Genomic DNA, 21,581 nt, shown 5'->3' on the forward strand with positions numbered 1-21,581 from the left:
CATGCGGCCCCACTTGCCTCCCACAAGCCGCTCCTGTATGAGAACCGCCATGAACACGCGCGCCACCAACGCTTCCTGTCCGACCGGTTTTTCCGGCGAGGCCGTGCGTGCACTGGCTTCGACCCTGCTTCTTCTCGGCCTTATCGGCGATCGCCGGGTTCGCTGAAGGAGCGCCCGGCGGTCGAACCGCCGCGCAAGCGCATGCTCCTTGGCCAGTCACAAAATTGGCACGTCACATCAAGCGAACGAAATTCTGGTAAAGGCGCCGCTCGCCATCAATCCATCTGAGGGTGGATCCGTGAGCCGCCGGGAGAAACGACGATGAACGCACGAGAAGAAATCCGCCCCGATGCCGCGGTAGCTGGCAAGGATGCGGCAAAGGGCACGCCCGAGGCAGCCCGGGGCATGCCGGACGCGGCGCGCAAATATCAACCCTACCCCACGGTTGGCCTCACCGACCGCACCTGGCCCTCGAAGGTCATCGACAAGGCGCCGATCTGGTGCTCGGTCGACCTGCGTGACGGCAACCAGGCGCTGATCGATCCGATGGGTCATGAGCGCAAGGCGCGCATGTTCGGCCTGCTGCTCGACATGGGCTTCAAGGAGATCGAGATCGGCTTTCCGTCGGCCTCGCAAACCGACTTCGACTTCGCCCGCTGGTGCATCGAGGAAGGCAACGTACCCGCCGACGTCTCGCTGCAGGTGCTCGTGCAGTGCCGGCCCGAACTGATCACCCGCACCTTCGAGGCGCTCAAGGGCGCCACCAATCCGATCGTCCATTTCTACAACTCGACCAGCGAGTTGCAGCGCCGCGTCGTCTTCGAAAAGGACGTCGGCGGCATCAAGCGCATCGCCACCGATGCGGCCAAGATGATCACCGACATGGCGGCCAAGGCCGGCGGCGGCTACCGTTTCGAATATTCTCCGGAGAGCTTTACCGGCACCGAACTCGAAGTGGCGCTGGAGATCTGCAACGCCGTCACCGAGATCGTCAGGCCGACACCCGACAACAAGCTGATCATCAATCTGCCGTCGACGGTCGAGATGTCGACTCCCAACATCTACGCCGACCGCATCGAATGGATGTGCCGCAACCTCGACAACCGCGAAAACCTGCTGGTCTCGCTGCATCCGCACAATGACCGCGGCACCGGCATCGCCACCACCGAGCTCGGCCTGATGGCCGGCGCCGATCGCGTCGAAGGCACGCTGTTTGGCAATGGCGAGCGCACCGGCAATGTCGACATCGTCACGCTGGCGCTCAACATGTACACGCAAGGTGTCGATCCGGGGATCGACTGCTCCGACATCAACCGGATGAAGGATGTCTACGAATATTCGAACCAGTTGAAGATCCCCGAGCGCCATCCCTATGTCGGCGAACTCGTCTACACTGCCTTTTCCGGCTCGCACCAGGATGCCATCAACAAGGGTATGAAGGCGCTGAAGAAGGCCAACACGAGCCTGTGGGAAGTGCCCTATCTGCCGATCGATCCGGCCGATGTCGGCCGCAGCTACGAAGCGATCATCCGCATCAACTCGCAATCCGGCAAAGGCGGCATCGCCTATGTGCTGCAGGCCGATCACGGCCTCAACCTGCCGCGCAATCTGCAAATCGAGTTCAGCCAGGAAATCCAGGCGATCACCGATGCCGAGGGCAAGGAAGTGCCGGTCAGGCGCATCTACGAGCGCTTTCTCGAGACCTATGTCGACCAGCCGCGCGCGCGGCTGAAATTCCTCGACCACCACACCTATCCCAGCACCGAGACCAAGGGCCGTCGCGTCGTCGAGGCGGTCATCGTCGACAACGGCAAGGAGGTGACGATTACCGGCACCGGCACCGGCCCGATCGACGGCTTCGTCGATGCACTCTCGCGTCACCTCGGCATCGAGATGTCGGTGCTCGATTATTCCGAGCACTCGATGCAGCGCGGCTCGAACGCCTCGGCCATCTCCTATGTCGAGATGGAACATCCTGATGGCAAGCTGTTCGGCGCCGGGATCAACACCAACATCGTCGCCGCCTCGCTAGAAGCGGTGATGTCGGCGGCGAACCGCATCGTCGTCAAAAAGGCCGGTTGACGCACGACCAGAACGAAGGTCGGAACCCTCCCCCATTCGGTGATCGGTTCCGACCCTTCGCATCATTAACCACCGAAGAATTATCCGGTGGGGTACGTGATCGCATAATGGGTGCATACTTGTACGGCGGTGCGGGAACTATATGATCGCGCCTCAACCTGTGCCGAGTTCGAGAGGATCGACACTTGCAGCATGCCACGCCTGCCGCCCCCGCAGTGCGCGAAACACTGGAGCGACTTCTTGCCAGCCAGACGTTCGGGCGATCTGAACGCGCGCGCAAGTTGCTCCGTTACCTTGTCGAACGCGAACAAGCCGGCGAAGCCGACAGGCTCAAGGGCTTCTCCATCGCCATGGATGTTTTCGGCAAGGACGGCGATTTCGATCCGTCGACCGACGCCGTGGTGCGGGTTCAGGCGGGCAGGCTGCGCGAGCTTCTGCAGCATTATTTTGCCAATGAGGGCGTTGCCGAGCCGGTCCGCATCGCCATTCCGCGAGGCGGCTATGTCCCTGCCTATGAACTGAATGCGATCCGGCTGCCGGCCGAGGTTGTCCCCGAACTCAGGCTGGATGGCGCCACGTCCGCCGATCGTGCCAACGAGGCCAGCACGGGTATGCCGGATGCGGTGTCGCCGGCTTTCGCGAAGCCCACCCCCTCGGTGGTGCGCCAGCTCCGCTTCTTCTGGATGGCGATCGCCCTGGTCATCGCCATGCTGGGCCTGCTGATCCTTCGTCAGGGCGGCAGCGCCTTGCTGACCGGTGGCGGCGACATGTCGGCGACCCTCGAGACCGCCGGCGCAACCAGCAGCATAGCGCCGTCGGCAACGGCCGACGCCCTGCCGCTGGTCTATATCGACGTCAAGGCCGAAGGCGCCGATGCCAGCCGCGTCGCAGCCTCGCTGCGCGCCGGCCTGAGCGGCTTCGATACGATCGATTTCATCGGCCGCGACACATCAACCGATCCGGCCGACGACGCCACCAGCTTCATATTCGACATCCTGCCTGGCCCGAACGCTGGCGATATCACGATCGAACTGCAAAGCATGGCGTCCGGACGGGTGCTTCTTTCGCGCAATCTGACCCCTGCCGACAGCGCACCGGCCGCGGTCGAAGACCGGATCGCCGACATGCTGAGTTCGGCGCTTCCGGCCTCGGGCACGATCTACAACTATATCGAGCAGACCGGCGCCCCAAATGGCCTGACGCAATGCCTGCTGCTCAACGACAAATATTATCTCGACCAGAACGCCAGAACCCATGAGGCTGCCTATCGCTGCCTCGAAAATTTGGTCAATGGCGGAGCGAAATCCTCGCTCGTCTATTCGGAACTCGCGTCTCTGCAGCTCGAGGCGGTCTCCGATCATTATGCCTATCCGCCGAATGCGACGATTGAAAAGGCCGTGGAGTTTGCCCATCGCGGCGTGCAGATGGGGCCGACCAGCCCTTATGCGCATCGCTCCTACGGCTATGTCAGTTCGCGTCTCGGCAATACGGATGAAGCGATCCGCTGGATGCGCAAGGCCTATGAACTCAATCCCTACGATCTCGGCATGGCTGCCGCCTACGGCTACGGGCTGATCTTCGCCGGTCGATACGCGGAGGGAACGCCGATCCTGGCCCATGCGGCGGAGACCTTCAGCGGCCACTCGACATGGTGGGACTACGGGCTGTTCGTCGGCGAATTCATGCTCGGCAACACGAACAAGGCGGTCGCGGCCAGCATGGCACTGAGAACGACGGCAACGAAATCGCACTATCTTGCGGCGCGGTTGATCGGTGCGAAGGCTGCCGGACAGGACCATCTGGTCAGCACGCTGCTGGGTGAGCTGAACACCCAGTTCCCTAAATTTGCCGCCGATCCGCGCGCGACCTTCGTCGAGCGGAAATATCCGGCCGACCTGACCGACCGGCTGGTCCAGGCTCTCCGCGCCGCAGGTCTCGGCAACGCGAGCTGACATCAATCGATATCCACAGACTAGGCGCACCGGCTCTGTCCGCGACCGTGCAAATCGCGAAGATTTTACTGGTCATCAAGCTAGACTAGGCGCAATTCAGCCACGGTTGGTGTCGCGCATTCTGCAATAACAAAAAAATCAGCTTTCATGACCGCATCGCTTTTTGCCGCCGAACAGGGTGTTGGCTCGAAGGCCATCGTCCTGCTGCATGGTTTCGGCGGCTGCCACGATGTCTGGCGTGAGGTGATTTCTTCCCTGGCGCCTGCCACCCACACGCTGGCCTATGATCTGCCGGGGCATGGGCTGTCGCTCGATTTTCCCGGAGCCGGTCCGGCCAAGGTGGCGGCTAGGGCCGTGCTCGCCGATCTCTCGGAACGCAGACTGAAGCGTGTTCATCTCGTGGGCCACTCGATGGGCGGTGCGGTGGCAATGCTGATGGCGCTGGCCGAGCCTGGAAAAGTCGCCTCGCTGACGCTTCTGGCGCCGGGCGGTCTTGGCCCCGAGATCAATGGACCGTTGTTGCGCCGCTATGGCGGCGCCGCGGACCGGTCCGAGATCCGCGCCTGCCTTGCCGCCATGTCCAGGCCCCACAGCCCGCCCCGGAAGCGTATCGTTGACGTGCTTTGCCGAATGCGCGGACGTCCAGGCCAAGTGCCGAAGCTGGTCGAGATCGCAGCCGCCATGACCATGGACGATCGGCAAGGCGTCATCCCGCACGAACGTCTCGACGGGCTGAACATGCCGGTGATGGTGGCGTGGGGAACCGACGACGCAGTGTTGCCCTTTACCCAGGCAGATGAGCTGCCGGCGCATTTTCATGTCCACCATGTGCTGGAGGTCGGCCATATGCTGGCCGAGGAAGCACCCGACCTCGTCGCCGAGATCATTCGCCGCAACACCAACCGGCGCGCCAGGCCGCAGCGCCAGAAATTCGCCGCTGCTGCCAGCTGACCTTTTTTCGCGCACGACCGCCTACTGAACACGCCTCGATCCCGTTGCTCTCGCCAGTGCATTTTACCGGCGGCTGTGTTAACCCCGTGTTAACCAAACCCGCGAGGCGAACGCCGATGAAGGAAGCAGGCGAGAAGACCATCGATCAGTCGAGGAAACTGTCCGATGCCGTCCGTGATGTGAAGAATGCCTTCGCCGACCGGGACGACGTCGTCGTCGATATGCGCGAAGCCCATCGCATGCGCCTCGATCTGCTTGCTGCCGAACTGGCGCCGGTTTTTGCCGATGTTCCCGCCGACATGGACAATTTCGACTTTGTCGTCTCGTCCGGCTTGCAGCCGCGCCTGTGGATCGACGCCGTCAGCCATGTCGCCATGGGGCGCGATCGCCGCACCTATCGCTTTGTCAGGGACACCCGCATCGGCCGGGTGGTGCTTGCCGAATCGACCGACATGAAGCCTGTTGCTGATCAGGTGACGCGCTATGTTGCCGAGCGGATCGTCGAGCGCCAGAAGATGATGGAAGGCGGGGTCGAACCGGCCGTCGCCGGCATGAAACGCGCCGATGTGCCGGAAGCCGAACCGCCACTGCGCTCGAAGACGCGCAGCAAGGCCTGGTCGGCGTTTCTGTCCGGCCTTGGCCTGGTCGCCGCCGGCGCTCTGGTCGGACTTGTGGTGTCGGTCATCCTGTTGTGGGACCGCATCGTGGCCATGGTTCTCAACGTGCGGCCATAGCCGCACCGGCCTCCGCGCCAAGCTCCAGCGTCTGCAGATCGGATGGCGGTATGGACGGCCCGGTCAGGCCGCGCCGTGTCAGCCGGATCCGCCAATTGCCCTTTTCCCCGTCGATGTCGAACAGATTGTACTGCGCCGCCGGGTGCTTGCCGCCCGGCGCCTGGCCGGCGGCGGCGACGCCGACCACCGGAACCTTGGCGCCCCGGTTGCCGATGAAGAACAGCGACGGCAGATGCGAATGGCCGTGCAGGACAAGTTCGGCGCCATGGCGGCGAATGATCTTGTGGAAGCGGGCAATGCCGAACAGCCGCTTGTGCTGCGAGACCGCGCCGCGCACCGGCGGATGATGGATCATGACCGCGCGAAATAGCCCTTGCCCGGCCGTGGTGTCGAGCAGCTTGCCAAGCCGTTTCGCCTGACCCTCCATGAAGAAGCCGTTGGCCATGAACGGCGCCGTGGCACGCGCTGTCGAGATGCCGATCAGCGCGACATCGCCGCGCACGCGCAGATAGGGGAATGCGTTGCGGTCGACCGGCGTATTGACACCGTCGCCACTCATCCACGCCGCCCAGGACCGGCAGACCTTGTCGAAGGCGCCGGGCACATAGGCATCGTGATTACCGGGAACGACCGAGACATCCTGCGGCGATCCCAGCGTTTCCAGCCAATGCTTGGCCATCTCGATCTCGCCGTCGAGCGCCAGATTGACCAGGTCACCGGTGACGGCCAGGTGGTCAGGCGTGTTCGCCTTGATGTCGGCGACGATCGCGTCGATGACGGCATCATGCATATGGCGGCGGCGGTTGCGCTGCCAGTTGACGTAGCCGAGCACGCGCTTGGAGGCGAGATCGCGATAGGATACATCGGGGAGCGGCCCCAGATGGACATCGGAAATATGCGCGAGCCTGAACATCCATCCTTCATATGCGACGCGCCCCCCGCTTTCCACCACGGTTTCGCACCTGATGGAGACTGATCCGGAGAAGACCTTCCGTCAGACCGGTTGGGCGGGCCTCCGGGCCCGGTTGTTCCATCTCTATTTCGTGCTGCGGCGGCCGATGACGCTTGGCGTGCGCGGTCTGGTCCACGACACGGCATCCAATTCCATCTTCCTCATTCGCCACACTTATGTGCCGGGCTGGCAGCTTCCCGGCGGCGGCGTCGAAGTTGGCGAGACGCTTGGTGAGGCACTGGCGCGCGAACTGGCCGAGGAAGGCAACATCACACTGACGTCACCGCCGGCGCTGAGGTCGATGCATTTCAACCGTCGCGCCAGCAGGCGCGACCATGTCGGTCTCTATCTGATCGAGCATTTCAGCCAGACGGCACCGAAGCTGCCGGACCACGAGATCGCCGAATCCGGCTTCTTTCCAATGGACCGTTTGCCGGAAGGCACGACACCAGCCACGCTACGGCGGATCACCGAGGTTTTTGGCGGCGCGCAGCCCTCGCCCTACTGGTAGATCACGCCGCCTTCTTGAACCGTCCCCGGTCATGCCTCGCGTCATAGTCCAGTTCCGGCCCTACCGGCACGATCCGTGTCGGGTTGATCGACTCGTGGCTGCCGTAATAATGCGCCTTGATGTGATTGAGGTTCACGGTCCCGGCGACGTCAGGCACCTGGTAGAGGTCGCGCAGATAGTTGGACAGGTTCGGGTAGTCGGCGATGCGGCGCAGATTGCACTTGAAGTGGCCGACATAGACCGGGTCGAAGCGCACCAGCGTGGTGAACAGCCGCCAGTCGGCTTCGGTGATGCGATCGCCCACCAGATAACGCTGCTTTGAGAGGCGGTCTTCCAATGTGTCGAGAGCCGCGAACAACTCGCCGAACGCTTCTTCATAGGCGCCTTGCGTGGTGGCGAAGCCGGCGCGATAGACGCCGTTGTTGACGGCGGGATAGACCAGCGCGTTAATCGCATCGATCTCGCCGCGCAGCGCCTTGGGGTAGAAATCGATGCTAGCATCGCCCCATTCGTCGAAGGCCGAATTCAGCATCCGGATGATCTCGGAGGATTCGTTGGAGACGATGGTCTGCTCCTTTTTGTCCCACAGCACCGGCACCGTCACGCGGCCGGAATAGGCAGGATCGGCCTTGGTGTAGATCTGGTGCAGAAAGTCGAGGCCGTAGAGCGTGTCGCCGGTCGCGCCATCCTGCGCCACGAACGTCCAGCCATTGGCGCCCATGAAATGATGCACCACCGACACCGAAATGATGCCTTCCAGCTTCTTCAGCGCGCGAAAGATCAACGTCCGGTGCGCCCACGGGCAAGCGAGCGAGACATAGAGATGGTAGCGGCCGGGCTCCGCCTTGAAGCCGCGGCTGCGGCCCTCGGCAGGCGTCCCGTCGCGGGTGATCCAGTCGCGCCAATGCGATTGCGCCCGCACGAACTTGCCTCCGCTGTCCTTGGTGTCATACCAGCGGTCCTGCCATTTGCCTTCGACCAGCAATCCCATCGCATGTCCTTTCCTGCTTGCATCCCATGTAGGGCACGAAGGCACGCCGTGGAATCACCTGGCGCTGAACAGACCGTCAAGCGGTCGGGTGGACCATCAAGCCGCCGATTGCAGCGGCAGGAAATTGATGCTAGCGGACAATCCGCATGTTCGACTTTGCTTTGATCCGGTTTGACCGACGACGAAAGGGCGCCCGCGCTTGATGAAGCGCTGACTGGCGAATGCTGCCGTTTGCAGCAAACCTTTCCTCCCTATCGGAACGCAAAGACCATGAGCCTTGCCGACGTGAAATACCTGCCGGAAACCCCGGCGCATGACCTCCAGATCGAAGCGATCAACGACGAAGCCTTCGGGCCCGGCCGCTTCGTGCTGGCCGCCTACAAGATCCGCGAGGCTGGCGGGCACGAACGCCCGCTGTCGTTCGTCGCCGTCGACGGCGACCTCGTCGTCGCCTCGGTGCGCATGACCCGCATCGCCGCCGGTGCCGGCCGCGCATTGATGCTTGGCCCGCTTGCGGTGCGGCCAGCCTTCAAGAACCTCGGCATCGGCCGTCGGCTGGTTGCGATCGCGCTGGAGGCGGCCGCCAAGGCCGGCGCGCCCGCCGTGATGCTGGTTGGTGACGAGCCCTACTACGGACCGCTCGGTTTCAAGCGGATTCCGCGCGGCCAGATATCGATGCCGCGCCCCGTCGATCTCGACAGGCTGCTGTCGCACGAGATCGCGCCGGGCGCGGTCGCCAGGCTTTCGGGCGAGGTCTGCCACGCCGATCAGGCCAGGGTTGGCGACCATATAGCAGCGATGGCTTGACCTTCCCCGCCGATCTGGCGCCTGATCCGTCCCACTGTCCCTGAGATTAAAAGGATGTCGGCATGAACCCGAATGGCCAGATCGCGATCATTACCGGCGGCGGCTCCGGTCTTGGCGAGGCAACGGCGCGCGCGCTGTCCGCCAAGGGCGCCCGCGTCGCCATCTTCGATGTCGGTATCGATCGCGCGGCGAAGGTCGCGGCCGAGATCGGCGGTATTGCCGTCCAGTGCGACGTCAGCAACGCCGATAGTGGGACCGCCGCTCTTGCCGAGGTCGCGGCCAAGCTTGGCGAGCCGCGTATCCTGGTCAATTGCGCCGGCATCGCCATCGGCGTGAAGACGATCGGCAAGGATGGTCCGCATCCGCTCGATCAGTACCGCAAGGTGATCGAGGTCAATCTGATCGGCACGTTCAACATGATCCGCCTCGTCGCCGACCGCGCCGCGAAGCTCGACCCGCTGCAAGGCGGCGAGCGTGGCGTCATCGTCAACACCGCCTCGGTCGCCGCCTATGACGGCCAGATCGGCCAGGCCGCCTATGCAGCCTCCAAGGGCGGCGTCGTCGGCATGACACTGCCGGTGGCGCGCGATCTCGCCCGTTCCGGCATCCGCGTCTGCACCATCGCGCCCGGCATCTTCAAGACGCCGATGATGGCCGGCATGCCACAGGATGTGCAGGATTCGTTGGGCGCCGCCGTGCCCTTCCCGTCCCGCTTGGGCGAGCCATCCGAATATGCGGCGCTTGCGCTGCATATCATCGAAAACCAGATGTTGAATGGCGAGACCATTCGTCTCGACGGCGCCATTCGCATGGCGCCGAAATAGCCGGTCGTGAGCGCCGGTCTGTCAGCTGCCGGGAAGACCGGTCCACTTGCCGGACTGAAGGTGATCGAGATGGCCGGGCTTGGTCCCGTGCCGCTGGTCGGCCTGATGCTGTCGGAGATGGGCGCCGAAGTGCTGCGCATCGAACGGGCGGGGACGAGCCGGCCTCTCCAGTCGCTGCCGGATGAATATGACATCGACCGTCACGGCCGCGCCATCCTGCGCCTCGACCTGAAGCACCGGCAAGGCACCGATCTGATGCTGCGCCTTGCCGAAAAGGCGGACATGTTGCTCGAAGGGTTTCGCCCCGGTGTCATGGAGCGGCTGGCGCTCGGCCCGGAAGCGATGCTGGCACGCAATCCGGCGATGATCTACGGCCGCATGACCGGCTTCGGCCAGGACGGGCCGCTCGCGGGCCGCGCCGGCCATGACATCACCTACCTTGCCTATTCGGGCCTTCTGCACGCAGTTGGCCACGCCGGCGGCCGTCCTGTCCCGCCGCTCAACCTCGTCGCCGACTACGCTGGAGGCGCCATGATGCTGGTCGCCGGCGTGCTGGCCGCCCTTTTCCAACGCTCGCGCACGGGCAAGGGCGAGGTCATCGACGCCGCGATCGTGGAAGGCGCCTCGATGCTGGCGGCACCCTTGCATGCCCTCATGGCGGCCGGCTTGTGGAACGACCGGCGCGGCGCGAACCTGCTCGATTCCGGCGCCCCCTTCTACGACACCTATGAGACATCAGACGGACGCCATGTCGCCATCGGCTGCCTTGAGCCGCAATTCTTCACCGAATTCGCCAGTCTGCTGCCGCTCGACGAGCGCTTTGTACGCGGCCAGTACGACAAGGCACTGTGGCCGCCGATGCGCGCCGCCATTGCCGATCGGGTCCGGCAGAAATCGCGCGACGACTGGGACCGGCTGTTTGCCCAAACCGATGCCTGCGTTGCCCCCGTCCTGTCGCTGCAGGAGGCAAAGCATCACCCACAAAATCGGGCGCGCAAGGCCTTTGTAGCGGCGGGTGGATTTGAGCGCCCGGCCCCAGCGCCGCGTTTCTCCGGCTCACGGCCGACAGTTTCGGCAAGGCCCGCCGACAATGATCTCGTCCCGTCGACAGTGCTTGAACGTTTCGGGTTTTCGAAAAACGAGATTGACGACCTTGTCAAATCCGGTTTGTTTGACAGATAAGCGGAGAAAGAACATCAACTTATTGTGGTGATGCCTTGGACGAACCGAAGAAGGACGTGATCCGCGAGACAGATGCCGAGGCGATTCGACTGGCCAAGACACTTCTGCGCAGCGCCCGCTTTGGTGCGCTGGCGGTGCTCGAACCTGAGACAGGGTCGCCGCTGGCCAGCAGGGTCGGCGTAGCCACCGACATCGACGGCGCGCCGCTGATCCTGGTGTCTATGCTCTCGGCGCACACTGGCGCGCTGCTTGCCGATGCGCGCTGTTCCCTGTTGCTTGGCGAACCCGGCAAGGGCGACCCGCTGGCGCACCCGCGCCTGTCACTGGCCTGCCAGGCAAAACGGCTTGAGCGCGGATCGAGCGAGCACGCCGGTTGCGAGCGCCGTTATCTCAACCGCAATCCCAAGGCGAAACTCTACGCCGGTCTCGGCGACTTTTCGATCTTCCGCCTCGAGCCGCAACGCGCCAGCCTGAACGGCGGCTTCGGCAAGGCCTATCAGCTCGATCGGTCGGATCTGCTCACCAGCGGACCGATCGTCGAGGAACTGGCGGCGAGCGAACAATCCGCCATCGACCACATGAACGCCGACCATCTCGACGCGATTGGGGTTTATGCACAGCATTTCGCGAAAGTGTCCGGCAACAGCTGGATTGTTGCCGGATTCGATGCCGATGGTATGGATCTGGTGTCGGGTGACGATGTTTGCCGGGTTTTCTTCCCGCAAACTTTGCAGGCGGCACGCGAATTGCGGCCTGTTCTGGTCGAAATGGCCAGGAACGGGCGGGCCGCGGCCGACGCGGAGACTGGGCTTAATTACATTACATAAAAAGCAACACTTGAGATTTGAAGGAAATGCTCTACCTTTTGTCAGTGACGCTGAATCGCAGCGGCTATACGCAACTGAGTTTATGGAATCAGATGCCATTGCCCCCATGGCGTCAGGATGATCAACAAGCATGGGGGATCGATGGTCTCGTCTAAGCTAATCGCCAATGCCGGATCGGCAGCCGAATTTCTCATGCTGATGGGCAATGAGAAGCGGCTATTGATCATGAGCCATCTGATCGACGGTGAAATGTCGGTCGGCTCCATCGCCGAGAAGGTGATGCTCAGTCAATCCGCCCTGTCGCAGCATCTGGCTAAGTTACGGGCGCTGGACCTCGTCGACACCCGCCGCGACCGGCAGATGATCTACTATTCCTGCAAATCGGATGCCGTGCGCGAACTGCTCGCCATGCTGGACGGCATTTTCGGCAGCGGCAAGGAGGACCTCTCCCAGATGGCGCACCGTTTGCGCCGCGCCGGAACGTGACCGTCCTGTAGCCACTTACCTCGCAACGCTTTCAGGGCGATGTGCGTCCATCCGGACGCACAGAGGTAGCTGATCGTCCTGAATTGTCGCATCGTGGTTCCCAGCCAACGGTGTGCGCCGGCAATCCATGCGGATTTTCGGGCCGCTGCTGTGACCACGAGGAATGCATGGATCCCATTCGCATCGACGACCCGCAAGACCCGCGCGTTGCCGCCTATCTCGATATCCGCGAGCGTGACCTCGCCGGCCGGCAAGGCCGCTTCGTCGCCGAAGGCAAGGTAGTGCTCAACCTCCTGCTCTCGGCTGGGCGTTTTGGCGCCGAATCGGCGCTGGTCCTGGAAAACCGGCTGGCCGGGCTCGAGGACATCCTGCGCAAGGCGCCGGCGGACCTGCCGGTCTATGTCGCCACCGGCGCGGTGATGGATGCGATCGCCGGGTTTCATATGCATCGCGGCATCCTAGCCATAGGCCGCAAGGGCGCGCCGCGGTCGGCCGAGGCCCTGCTCGATGCCTTGCCGGCCCGGGCGCTGGTCGTGGTGCTTGTCGGCATCGCCAACCATGACAATATGGGTTCGATCTTTCGCAACGCCGCCGCCTTTGGAGCCGATGCGGTACTCATGGATGCGACATGCTGCGATCCGCTCTACCGCAAGGCGATCCGGGTTTCCGTCGGCGCCGCGCTCAAAATCCCCTTCGCGTCGTTCACCGACGCCGCCGGCTTCACGGCAACGCTTGACCGCCGCGGCTATGGCCAGTTTGCGCTGTCGCCGAGCGGGCACACCGACATTCGCGATGCGCTGCGGAGCGAACGCCTTGCGCTCTATCTCGGCACCGAGGGTGAAGGCCTGCCCGAAAGCCTGCTCGCGCGCCTGCAAACGGTACGGATCACCATGTCTGAGGGCTTCGACAGCCTGAACGTCGCGGCGGCGTCGGCCATCGCGCTGCATCACTTCTCGGCAAACAGGAACTGATTTCAGCTTGCTGCGTCCGCCTCCTGCAGCGCCCGCACGCGATCTGCAAGACTGCGCTCACCATTGCCGGAGCGTGCATCCGACGGTACGGCCAATGCCTTGGCGATGGGCGAATCAGGTCCCTCGAGCTTGGCCGTCAGATGGACGACCTCCGCTGCCAGTTCGTTCATCTGCTCACGCAAGGCGGAGCTGCCATCCGCGGGGTTGGGCACGACCAGCGCGGTGAGATCCGCCTTCAGCTGCTTGTTCTCGCGCGCCAGCACCGTCAGCCTCGCCTCCAACCGCTCACGGTCGCTGTCGAGCTTGGCGATTGCCTTGTCGACGTCATCGCTCTTGGCGACATCGCCGCCCCTGCCGACCAGCCGCAAGGCCGGCGTGCTATCCTCGGCTTTCGACTTTTCTCGCAGCCGCGCCAGTTCCTTTTCGCGGCGGTCGAGCTTGTCCTCGCGATCGGCAAGAGTGGCCAGCAGCCGTTCGACCTTCTTGTCGAGCTCGGCGGTCTTTTTCTTCTCGGCTTTCACGGCATCGCGCGCAGCCTTGCTTTCGGCCGCGATCTCCTGGCCGCGCCTGTCCGCCTCCTTGCGCTGGCCGCGCAGCAACGCAATGTCGCTCGCAAGTTTCTGCATCTCGGATTCGCGCGCCACGAGTTCGATCTGTCGGCTGCTGGAGGAGAAGCTGGCGTCGTCATACATGCTCTCCAGCTTTTCAAGCTCGAGCGCGCGCTTCTCCAGCTTGCGCTCGGTTTCCTTGAGCAGGTCCGACAGACGGTGCAGCTCTTCCTCGCGCCGCCGCAGCATTTCGCTCGTGGCCCCCAGTTCGCTCAGTACCTGGTTCTTCTCCATGCGCTCTATCGCCAGGCCCTTCATCGCCTCGTGGCCGCGGCTGATCTCGACGAGCTGTTCGGCCACCTTCTCGCGCAGCGCCTTGACGCTGATTTCGAGGCGGCGCGTCGACATGGCGTACTCGGCGCGAACGCGATCCTTGTCCGCCAGGATTTCGGTTTGCGTCAGAGGTATCGAGGCTTCGATGCGCTTGCGCGTCAGGGCGACTGCGCGGCGCCATATGGCGGGAGCAATCATAAGCGCCAGGAAGCCGGCGCAGAGAAAGCCGAGGACGAAGAACAGGACCGATTGGACCAAGTGACTACCCGTTGTGGACGGCAACCGCTAAGACTGGACTGTGCCACGTTGACATGGCGGAAATCCAGCGTTGCGGCAAGGCTTTGCCGCAACGGAACGGGATTAGCTCAGAACGGATTCCACGTGGCGCGTTCGGTGAGCTTCAGATAGCCGAGATTGACGCCGAGCCGGGCACCGACGCCGGTGCGGATCGGCACCAAAAGCACATTGTTGTTCTTCAGCACGTTGAAGCCGACGCCGGCCACCACATAGGCCGAACCGGCGACGCCGCCATAGCGGTTGTAGAGGTTGGTCACATCATCGAGATTGTAGACCAGCATCATCACCCGCGACCCCTCGCCGCCGAAATCCCAGCCGAGCGACGGGCCTTGCCAGAACACTTTGTGATCGCCGGCATTCTTGGTGTAGAGCGTGCCTTCGCCATAGGTCAGGCCGCCGATCAGCGCGCCCGAGCCCTCTTCGCCAAGCAGATAGCCGTTGGGCAGGCCGTAGGAAGCAAAAATCTTCTCGATAACCGTGGCCAGCCCGCCCGATGTCGCGCCGAAGAACTTGTGCCCGGAATCGACAATCTCCTGAGCGGTGTATTCCTGGGCCCGCAGGGCCGAAGTCGAGAAGACGAGAACGCCCATGAGCGCTATCGCCATTGAGATGACACGGAGAAAACTCCGGTCTTGGACGACACGGACAAAAGTCCGGTCTGGGATGACACGGAAAAAAGTCCGGTCGCAGAATCGGGAAAACATGCTTCCAATCTCCGTCAGGGAGCACTTTCGCCGACGCCTCACACCCCGTACGGCTCTTTTAGCCGGCCGTTAAGGGTAACTGTTACGGGCAAACTATGCCGTAATCCTTTTTCAACCATTAAGCTCCCACATGAACATGGCGGTTCAAAGGCTGTTTGGGACGCTCAGGTGGGTCGGCAGCCTGTGTGAACACGCCATTTGCCACCACAATTTTGGATTTGTTGCCGCACGCGCGGGCGCTGTGTATTCAGAATGCCCGAGGAGAGTGCGTGATTCGTGTGGGCAAGCGACGAATCGATCGCTCGGCCATGAGTTATGAAATTTTGCAGGGATTTTCGCTGATGGCCGATCTGTTTGCCCTTTCCGCACCCGATCTGGCGGCACTTTTGTGCAGCCGGGTGTGCCACGACATCATCTCGCCGGTCGGCGCGATCAACAACGGGCTTGAACTGCTCGACGAAGGCGGCGCCGACGAGGACGCCATGAAGCTGATCCGCCAGAGCGCCCGCAACGCTTCTGCCCGCCTGCAGTTCGCCCGCATCGCTTTCGGCGCCGCCGGCTCGGCCGGCATGCTGATCGATACCGGCGATGCCGAAGCCGTCGCCATCGCCTTCCTCAAGAACGAGAAGCCGGAACTGAGCTGGAACGGGACCCGCGCGCTGCTGCCCAAGAACAAGGTCAAGCTGCTGCTCAACCTGCTCCTCGTCGCCAACGCAGCCATTCCGCGCGGCGGCAAACTTTCCGTGACGCTGGAAAACCTCGAAACCGAGCCGCGTTTCGCGCTTGCGGCGAGCGGCCCGATGCTGCGCGTGCCGCCGAAATTCCTCGAGCTGCATTCCGGCCACAAGCCGGAGGAACCGATCGACGCGCATTCCGTGCAGCCCTATTACACGCTTCTCCTGGCGCGCGAAGCCAACATGACGATCTCGATCCATGCGACGCCGGAAGAAATCGTGCTTTCAGCCGCCTGAATTCACATCACTTCCCTAAAGAAGCGAAGTATTTCGATCCGCAATACCTGCGGCGGCGCTTCGATCGAGTCGGATGAGCTTCACCGGGCTGGTCGCGCCGAAGCATTGCTAAGAACAGCCCGCAAACGGCATCTTTGCAAAAATTTTACCTAAACGCTTTTCGGCTTCTTTACCAGATCGGCCTATGGTGCCTTTCAGATGCCCCGACGCCACCGGATTGCCAACAGGCAAGAGGACCCGGAAATGAAACGCTGCATGTTCGTCGACGATTCAAGCGTCATCAGGAAGGTTGCAAAACGCATCCTGGGCGGCTCGGACATGGTTGTCATCGAGGCAGCCAGCGGGCTTGACGCGCTGGAGATGTGCGCTGCCGACATGCCCGACATCATCGTCGTCGACGGCGCCTTGCCGGACGTGGCGGCGGTCGATCTCATCCGCCGCGTGCGCGCCATGGAGAGCCCTGTACGGCCGCAGATCCTGATTTCGCTGGTCGAGCTCGATATCGCTTCGATCATGCGGGCCAAGCGCGCCGGCGCCCAGGGCTATCTCCTGAAGCCGTTCAACCGTCCGCAATTGCTCGAGCGTTTTCGCACCTTGAAAATCGCCGCCTGATTCGGGCGGCCTAGAGCAATCTTCCAGGAAAAATGTGTAACGGTTTTCCGTCCAAAATTGCGTCAAAACAAATAGTTATCAGCCCATCACGCAAAAAACCCAGCCGGAGCCGGGTTTTTGTCGAAGAAAAGTTCGGACTCTGCTCGCCGCTCAGGCGCTGACGCGGATGTCTTCCGGTTCGCGCAGCACATAGCCGCGACCCCAGACCGTCTCGATGTAGTTCTCGCCGCCGGATGCCGCGTCGAGCTTCTTGCGCAGCTTGCAGATGAAGACGTCGATGATCTTCAACTCGGGCTCGTCCATTCCGCCATAAAGGTGATTGAGGAACATTTCCTTGGTCAGTGTGGTGCCCTTGCGCAGCGAGAGCAGCTCCAGCATCTGATATTCCTTGCCGGTGAGGTGCACGCGCTGGCCGCCGACTTCAACGGTCTTGGCGTCGAGGTTGACCACCAGGTCGCCCGTGGTGATGACCGACTGGGCATGGCCCTTGGAGCGCCGCACAATGGCATGAATGCGGGCGACCAGCTCATCCTTGTGGAACGGCTTGGTCATGTAGTCGTCGGCGCCGAAGCCGAGGCCGCGTACCTTGTCCTCGATGCCGGCCATGCCGGAGAGGATGAGGATCGGCGTTTTCACCTTGGACAGGCGAAGCGTTCTCAAGACTTCATAGCCCGACATGTCAGGCAGGTTGAGATCGAGAAGGATGATGTCGTAGTCGTAGAGCTTGCCTAGATCGACACCCTCTTCACCGAGATCGGTCGTGTAGACATTGAAACTTTCCGATTTCAGCATCAGTTCGATGCTTTGTGCGGTTGCACTGTCATCTTCTATCAGCAGAACACGCATTTCATTCCCCTTTTCTGCTGCCGGACCATTTCACGACCCGTCCGGACCCGGAGCAGTGGTTGCCTTGTGCAGAGGCTGCCATCAAATGGTTAACAAAACCTAATTTCCCGTCGACTACGGTACCAGATTTTTTAACCTCTTTCTACACCCTCTTGAATCTAATAACGAATCCCGGAACCAAATTCCTAATGCAACACATTAACAACCTGGACTAAGCGACTCCAGAGACTCATTGACGCGGCTCCCGCATCGGCGGCCGGAATTTTTACCCGGCCTTAAGTCCTGAGCCGTATGATTAACAATGCCCGTAAACGAATGGTTACCGCCGGCAAAAAACTTTAGGGTTTTGTTTCCTATAGTTCGGGGAAAGCCGGTGGACACGGGCAAGGCCTGGGCCTTTCCAGGCGGTTTGGACGATATGTGCGGGTGTGCGTTTCCGGGAGTACCGAATCATGAAGTCACGTGAAAACCTCGTTCGACTGAAACAGTTTCAGGTGAATGAGAAGCGGCGGCAGCTGCTGCAGCTCGACATGATGATCGCCGAGTTCGAACGCATGGCCGTCGAACTGGAGCTTCAGATCACCGCCGAAGAAAAGAAAGCCGGCATCACCGACATCAACCATTTTGCCTATCCGACCTTTGCCAAGGCGGCGCGTTTGCGTCGCGACAACCTCAGGAATTCGCAAAGCGACCTCGCCCACCAGCGAAGCACTGCCGAATCATTACTCGGCGAAGCTGAAGCGGAGCTTTCCAAGGCTGAGATGCTCGAATCACGCGACACCAAGATTCGCGAGGCCGAGGTCGGCGGCCGCAGCGCCATGATCGGCTGAAGTCCGGCCTGTCCGCGACGTCGGCGCTTGCCGGCGAGCGCAAAATCCCGCTTCCGGCCTTTTGCCGGACGGCTACGAAAGACTCGATCGAAGCTAGGCGGCCCAGTCGCCTTCATTTTCAGCAGCCGCCCGCGCCCTGGCTTCCTTGATGTCGGGCGCATGCTGTTCCGACCACGACCTGATCTGGTTGAGCAGCCCCGCCAGGTTCTGGCCAAGTTCGGTCAATTCATATTCAACGCGCGGCGGAATGACCGGGAAGATCTCGCGCCGCACCAGGCCGTCGCGCTCGAGCACGCGCAATGTCTGCGTCAACATCTTCGGCGTGATGCCTTCGAGCTTGCGGGCAAGCTCGCCATTGCGCAACCGGCCTTTGCGCAGCGCGCAAACCACCAGATAGACCCATTTGCTGGCAAGCATCTCGAGCACGGTGTGCGAAGCGCACGTCCGCCGGTACGCATCATAGCCGAATGGAGACTCGTCATCACTATCCATGGGGTACCTATATATCAAAAAGGTACATACTGGAAAAGAGACTATTACTATCCAAATGATAGCGGCACCAACCAAGCAGGAGACATCCCATGCGTGCCGTTATCCAGAATTCCGTCGGCGGACCTGACGTTCTTGCCATTGCCAATCGGCCCGACCCGGCGCCAAAGGCCGGCGAGGTGCTGGTCCGTGTCAAGGCAGCCGGGATCAATCCGGTCGATGGCTCCGTCCGCGCCGGCTATTATCCTCTGCTCGGCGAACCGCCATTCATCCTGGGCTGGGATATCTCGGGAACAGTCGAGGCGCTGGGCGCCGGCGTCACCGGCTTCAAGATCGGCGACGAAGTGTTCGGCATGCCGCGATTCCCCAAGCAGGCCGCCGCTTACGCCGAACTGGCGGCTGTGCCAGCCGATGAAATCGCGCTGAAGCCGAAGCGGGCCGACCACATCCAGGCAGGCGCATTGCCGCTGGCCGGCCTCACCGCCTGGCAAGGTCTGGTCCGCCATGGCGGGTTGAAGTCAGGCCAGCGCGTGCTGATCCACGCGGCAGCCGGCGGCGTTGGCCATCTGGCGGTGCAGATCGCCAAGGCGCGCGGCGCCTACGTCATCGCCACCGCCAGCCCGCAAAAGCTCGATTTCGTCCGCTCGCTCGGCGCCGATGAAGTTCTCGACTACACCAAGGGCGATTTCGCCGACACGGTTGGCGACATCGATCTGGTGCTGGAGCCCATTGGCGGCGACCATGCCGATCGTTCGCTAAAGGTGGTCAGGAACGGCGGCGTGCTGGTGTCTTTGCTGAACGTGAACGATGCCACTAGGGCGCAGGCCAGCGCGCGCGACATTAGGGTCGAGCGCATGTCCGTGGTACCCGATCGCGAAAGCCTGGTGGAACTCGCCCGGTTGATCGATGCCAAAAAGCTCGCCGTCCATGTGGCGAAAAGCTTCCCGCTCGAGCAGGCAAGTGCTGCTCACGCCTTTCTCGCCACCAAGCCGATCGGCAAAGTGGTGCTGACGGCCTGAGTGCCAAAAGCCGCGCTTCGAAAACAAAAGGGCGCGGAGTGCCGCGCCCTTTGATCTTTGTTCTGACCGGCTCGATCTCAGTGGTTGAGCACGATGTTTTCCGAAAACCGGATTCCGGTTTTTGGGGTCATTGCCCTAGTGCCGGTATTGCTGGATGCGCGTCGTGCGCAGCCCGGCAAGGCCATATTCGTCGATCGACGCCTGCCAGGACAGGAATTCCTCGGTCGTTAGCTTGTAGCGCTGGCATGCCTCTTCAAGGCTCAAAAGCCCGCCGCGCACCGCCGCAACCACTTCCGCCTTGCGCCGGATAACCCAGCGACGTGTATTCGTCGGCGGCAAATCGGCAATCGTAAGAGGGCTGCCGTCAGGCCCGATAACATATTTGACTCTCGGTCTAACCAGATCGGTCATCGTACTCTCTACAAAAAACTCAAAGACCCAATCCCCGCCACGTTACCGCCACAGCTTTAAAAATTGCCTAAGCAGACCCTAATGACTAGGTAAGGATCATGAACGCCGCGTTAGTCTTTTCGTCGGCATTTGAAACATCCGCCGCGAAGCGCCAGCGCCATGCCGAAAAAATCTCTCCATTCGCCGGAACCGGCCGCTGCCTGTCGATCGGCGCTGCAAGCTGGCGTAGCCGGAAAGCTTGACCTATATTCTCGTCATTGGCATTCAGGCGCCGCGCAGAACGAAAGAACCATGAACAGCCTCGATCTTCCCGGACGTCCCGAAAACACCCGCATCGTCGTCGCCATGTCGGGCGGTGTTGATTCATCGGTCGTCGCTGGCCTGTTGAAACGCGAGGGCTATGACGTCGTCGGTGTCACCTTGCAGCTCTACGACCATGGCGCGGCAACGCACCGGGCCGGCTCATGCTGCGCCGGGCAGGACATCGATGATGCCCGCCGAGTGTCGGAGACGCTCGGCATTCCCCACTATGTGCTCGACTACGAGGAACGCTTCCGCAAGGCGGTCATTGACCCCTTTGCTGAGAGCTACGTCGCTGGCGAGACGCCGATCCCCTGCGTTTCCTGCAACCAGACAGTGAAGTTCGCCGATCTTCTGGCCACCGCCAAGGAGCTTGGCGCCGACGCGCTGGCCACCGGCCACTATATCCGCTCCGGTGCCAATGGCGCCCACCGCGCGCTCTACCGGCCGGTCGACGCCGACCGCGACCAGAGCTATTTCCTGTTCGCCACCACACAGGCGCAGATCGACTATCTGCGCTTCCCGCTCGGTGGCCTGTCGAAGCCGCAGGTTCGCGCTATCGCCGAGGAGATGGGGCTGACGGTTGCCGCCAAGCAGGACAGCCAGGACATCTGCTTCGTGCCGCAGGGCAAATATTCCGACATCATCGCCAAGCTGAAGCCGGCTGCTGCCAATCCGGGTGACATCGTCCACATCGACGGCCGCGTGCTCGGCCGCCACGAGGGCATCCTGCGCTACACGATCGGCCAGCGCCGCGGCATCGGCATCGCTTCCGGCGAGCCACTTTACGTTGTCCATCTCGACGCCGACCGCGCCCGCGTCGTGGTCGGCCCGCGCGAGGCGCTGGAGACGCACAAGATCTATCTGCGCAACATGAACTGGCTGGGCGATCGCGCGCTGGCCGATGTCCCCGCCGGTGGCCTGGAGCTGTTCGCCAAGGTCCGTTCGACC

At 62.3% G+C, this 21,581-nt stretch carries 23 protein-coding genes; 16 read left to right on the forward strand and 7 right to left on the reverse strand.

The window, feature by feature from the left end; all coding sequences use genetic code 11:
* The first annotated feature begins 321 nt into the window (after positions 1–321).
* The 4 genes from leuA to AC0ZT5_RS15030 all read left to right on the forward strand — a co-directional run bounded on the left by leuA (position 322) and on the right by AC0ZT5_RS15030 (position 5,719).
* Complete coding sequence (gene leuA, locus AC0ZT5_RS15015) at positions 322–2,082, forward strand: 2-isopropylmalate synthase (RefSeq protein WP_095090795.1); 1,761 nt, start codon at positions 322–324, stop codon at positions 2,080–2,082.
* A gap of 185 nt (positions 2,083–2,267) precedes the next feature.
* Entirely contained in the window at positions 2,268–4,034 is a 1,767-nt protein-coding gene (locus AC0ZT5_RS15020) for a tetratricopeptide repeat protein (RefSeq protein WP_477289568.1), read from the forward strand.
* Between the two features lie 147 nt (positions 4,035–4,181).
* A complete protein-coding gene (locus AC0ZT5_RS15025) occupies positions 4,182–4,985 on the forward strand; it encodes an alpha/beta fold hydrolase (RefSeq protein ID WP_488497060.1) in 804 nt (267 codons plus the stop codon).
* A 116-nt stretch (positions 4,986–5,101) separates the two neighbouring features.
* Complete coding sequence (locus tag AC0ZT5_RS15030) at positions 5,102–5,719, forward strand: hypothetical protein (protein ID WP_488497061.1); 618 nt, start codon at positions 5,102–5,104, stop codon at positions 5,717–5,719.
* Here the strand turns inward: AC0ZT5_RS15030 and AC0ZT5_RS15035 are convergent.
* The gene (locus AC0ZT5_RS15035; RefSeq protein WP_488497062.1) at positions 5,703–6,632 is read right to left on the reverse strand and encodes a metallophosphoesterase family protein; all 930 of its coding nucleotides are present in this window, start codon (positions 6,630–6,632) and stop codon (positions 5,703–5,705) included. The two genes, AC0ZT5_RS15030 and AC0ZT5_RS15035, sit on opposite strands and share 17 nt — an antisense overlap.
* Before the next feature lie 52 nt (positions 6,633–6,684).
* On the opposite strand from AC0ZT5_RS15035, the gene AC0ZT5_RS15040 reads away from it, so the two are divergent.
* Positions 6,685–7,182 carry an NUDIX domain-containing protein gene (locus tag AC0ZT5_RS15040; RefSeq protein ID WP_488497063.1) on the forward strand — a complete coding sequence of 166 codons (498 nt, stop codon included), beginning with the start codon at positions 6,685–6,687 and terminating at the stop codon, positions 7,180–7,182.
* A 1-nt stretch (position 7,183) separates the two neighbouring features.
* Here the strand turns inward: AC0ZT5_RS15040 and AC0ZT5_RS15045 are convergent, their stop codons facing one another.
* Positions 7,184–8,173, reverse strand: coding sequence for a glutathione S-transferase family protein (locus AC0ZT5_RS15045; protein ID WP_488497064.1), 990 nt, complete (start codon positions 8,171–8,173; stop codon positions 7,184–7,186).
* Positions 8,174–8,443: 270 nt separating this feature from the next.
* On the opposite strand from AC0ZT5_RS15045, the gene AC0ZT5_RS15050 reads away from it, so the two are divergent.
* The 6 genes from AC0ZT5_RS15050 (at position 8,444) to AC0ZT5_RS15075 (ending at position 13,270) form a co-directional block, all read left to right on the forward strand.
* Positions 8,444–8,980, forward strand: coding sequence for a GNAT family N-acetyltransferase (locus tag AC0ZT5_RS15050; RefSeq protein ID WP_488497065.1), 537 nt, complete (start codon positions 8,444–8,446; stop codon positions 8,978–8,980).
* Between the two features lie 62 nt (positions 8,981–9,042).
* Positions 9,043–9,804, forward strand: coding sequence for a 3-hydroxyacyl-CoA dehydrogenase (locus AC0ZT5_RS15055; protein ID WP_488497066.1), 762 nt, complete (start codon positions 9,043–9,045; stop codon positions 9,802–9,804).
* Between the two features lie 6 nt (positions 9,805–9,810).
* Positions 9,811–10,986: a CaiB/BaiF CoA transferase family protein gene (locus tag AC0ZT5_RS15060; protein ID WP_488497067.1), complete on the forward strand. Its 1,176-nt coding sequence runs from the start codon at positions 9,811–9,813 to the stop codon at positions 10,984–10,986.
* A 35-nt stretch (positions 10,987–11,021) separates the two neighbouring features.
* Positions 11,022–11,813, forward strand: a complete 792-nt coding sequence (locus tag AC0ZT5_RS15065; RefSeq protein WP_488497068.1) for a HugZ family pyridoxamine 5'-phosphate oxidase — start codon at positions 11,022–11,024, stop codon at positions 11,811–11,813.
* 141 nt (positions 11,814–11,954) lie between these two features.
* Positions 11,955–12,299 carry an ArsR/SmtB family transcription factor gene (locus tag AC0ZT5_RS15070; RefSeq protein ID WP_488497078.1) on the forward strand — a complete coding sequence of 115 codons (345 nt, stop codon included), beginning with the start codon at positions 11,955–11,957 and terminating at the stop codon, positions 12,297–12,299.
* Between the two features lie 167 nt (positions 12,300–12,466).
* On the forward strand, positions 12,467–13,270 hold the full coding sequence (locus AC0ZT5_RS15075) for a TrmH family RNA methyltransferase (RefSeq protein WP_488497069.1): 804 nt from the start codon (positions 12,467–12,469) through the stop codon (positions 13,268–13,270).
* Positions 13,271–13,272: 2 nt separating this feature from the next.
* On the opposite strand, the gene AC0ZT5_RS15080 is transcribed toward AC0ZT5_RS15075, so the two are convergent.
* Both AC0ZT5_RS15080 and AC0ZT5_RS15085 read right to left on the reverse strand, forming a co-directional pair.
* Entirely contained in the window at positions 13,273–14,409 is a 1,137-nt protein-coding gene (locus tag AC0ZT5_RS15080) for a coiled-coil domain-containing protein (RefSeq protein WP_488497070.1), read from the reverse strand.
* 107 nt (positions 14,410–14,516) lie between these two features.
* Positions 14,517–15,053 carry a DUF1134 domain-containing protein gene (locus AC0ZT5_RS15085; RefSeq protein WP_477289580.1) on the reverse strand — a complete coding sequence of 179 codons (537 nt, stop codon included), beginning with the start codon at positions 15,051–15,053 and terminating at the stop codon, positions 14,517–14,519.
* Positions 15,054–15,493: 440 nt separating this feature from the next.
* Between AC0ZT5_RS15085 and chpT the strand changes: the two genes are divergently transcribed.
* Both chpT and AC0ZT5_RS15095 read left to right on the forward strand, forming a co-directional pair.
* On the forward strand, positions 15,494–16,123 hold the full coding sequence (chpT, locus tag AC0ZT5_RS15090) for a histidine phosphotransferase ChpT (protein ID WP_095091686.1): 630 nt from the start codon (positions 15,494–15,496) through the stop codon (positions 16,121–16,123).
* A gap of 243 nt (positions 16,124–16,366) precedes the next feature.
* Entirely contained in the window at positions 16,367–16,735 is a 369-nt protein-coding gene (locus AC0ZT5_RS15095; RefSeq protein WP_184874745.1) for a response regulator, read from the forward strand.
* 150 nt (positions 16,736–16,885) lie between these two features.
* Here the strand turns inward: AC0ZT5_RS15095 and ctrA are convergent, their stop codons facing one another.
* Positions 16,886–17,581 carry a response regulator transcription factor CtrA gene (gene ctrA / locus AC0ZT5_RS15100; RefSeq protein ID WP_488497071.1) on the reverse strand — a complete coding sequence of 232 codons (696 nt, stop codon included), beginning with the start codon at positions 17,579–17,581 and terminating at the stop codon, positions 16,886–16,888.
* Between the two features lie 452 nt (positions 17,582–18,033).
* Between ctrA and AC0ZT5_RS15105 the strand changes: the two genes are divergently transcribed.
* A complete protein-coding gene (locus tag AC0ZT5_RS15105; RefSeq protein ID WP_095090783.1) occupies positions 18,034–18,411 on the forward strand; it encodes a flagellar export protein FliJ in 378 nt (125 codons plus the stop codon).
* Positions 18,412–18,504: 93 nt separating this feature from the next.
* Here the strand turns inward: AC0ZT5_RS15105 and AC0ZT5_RS15110 are convergent, their stop codons facing one another.
* Positions 18,505–18,903 (reverse strand): winged helix-turn-helix transcriptional regulator, encoded by a 399-nt coding sequence (locus tag AC0ZT5_RS15110; RefSeq protein WP_488497072.1) that lies wholly within the window; start codon positions 18,901–18,903, stop codon positions 18,505–18,507.
* Between the two features lie 89 nt (positions 18,904–18,992).
* On the opposite strand from AC0ZT5_RS15110, the gene AC0ZT5_RS15115 reads away from it, so the two are divergent.
* Positions 18,993–19,919 carry an NADP-dependent oxidoreductase gene (locus AC0ZT5_RS15115; RefSeq protein WP_488497073.1) on the forward strand — a complete coding sequence of 309 codons (927 nt, stop codon included), beginning with the start codon at positions 18,993–18,995 and terminating at the stop codon, positions 19,917–19,919.
* 135 nt (positions 19,920–20,054) lie between these two features.
* Here the strand turns inward: AC0ZT5_RS15115 and sciP are convergent, their stop codons facing one another.
* Positions 20,055–20,330: a CtrA inhibitor SciP gene (sciP, locus tag AC0ZT5_RS15120; RefSeq protein ID WP_006203587.1), complete on the reverse strand. Its 276-nt coding sequence runs from the start codon at positions 20,328–20,330 to the stop codon at positions 20,055–20,057.
* Positions 20,331–20,621: 291 nt separating this feature from the next.
* Here sciP and mnmA point away from each other — a divergent pair.
* The coding region (mnmA, locus tag AC0ZT5_RS15125) for a tRNA 2-thiouridine(34) synthase MnmA (protein WP_488497074.1) at positions 20,622–21,581 on the forward strand (960 nt) is incomplete at its 3' end.

The sequence above is a fragment of the Mesorhizobium sp. CNPSo 4670 genome (assembly GCF_057784235.1).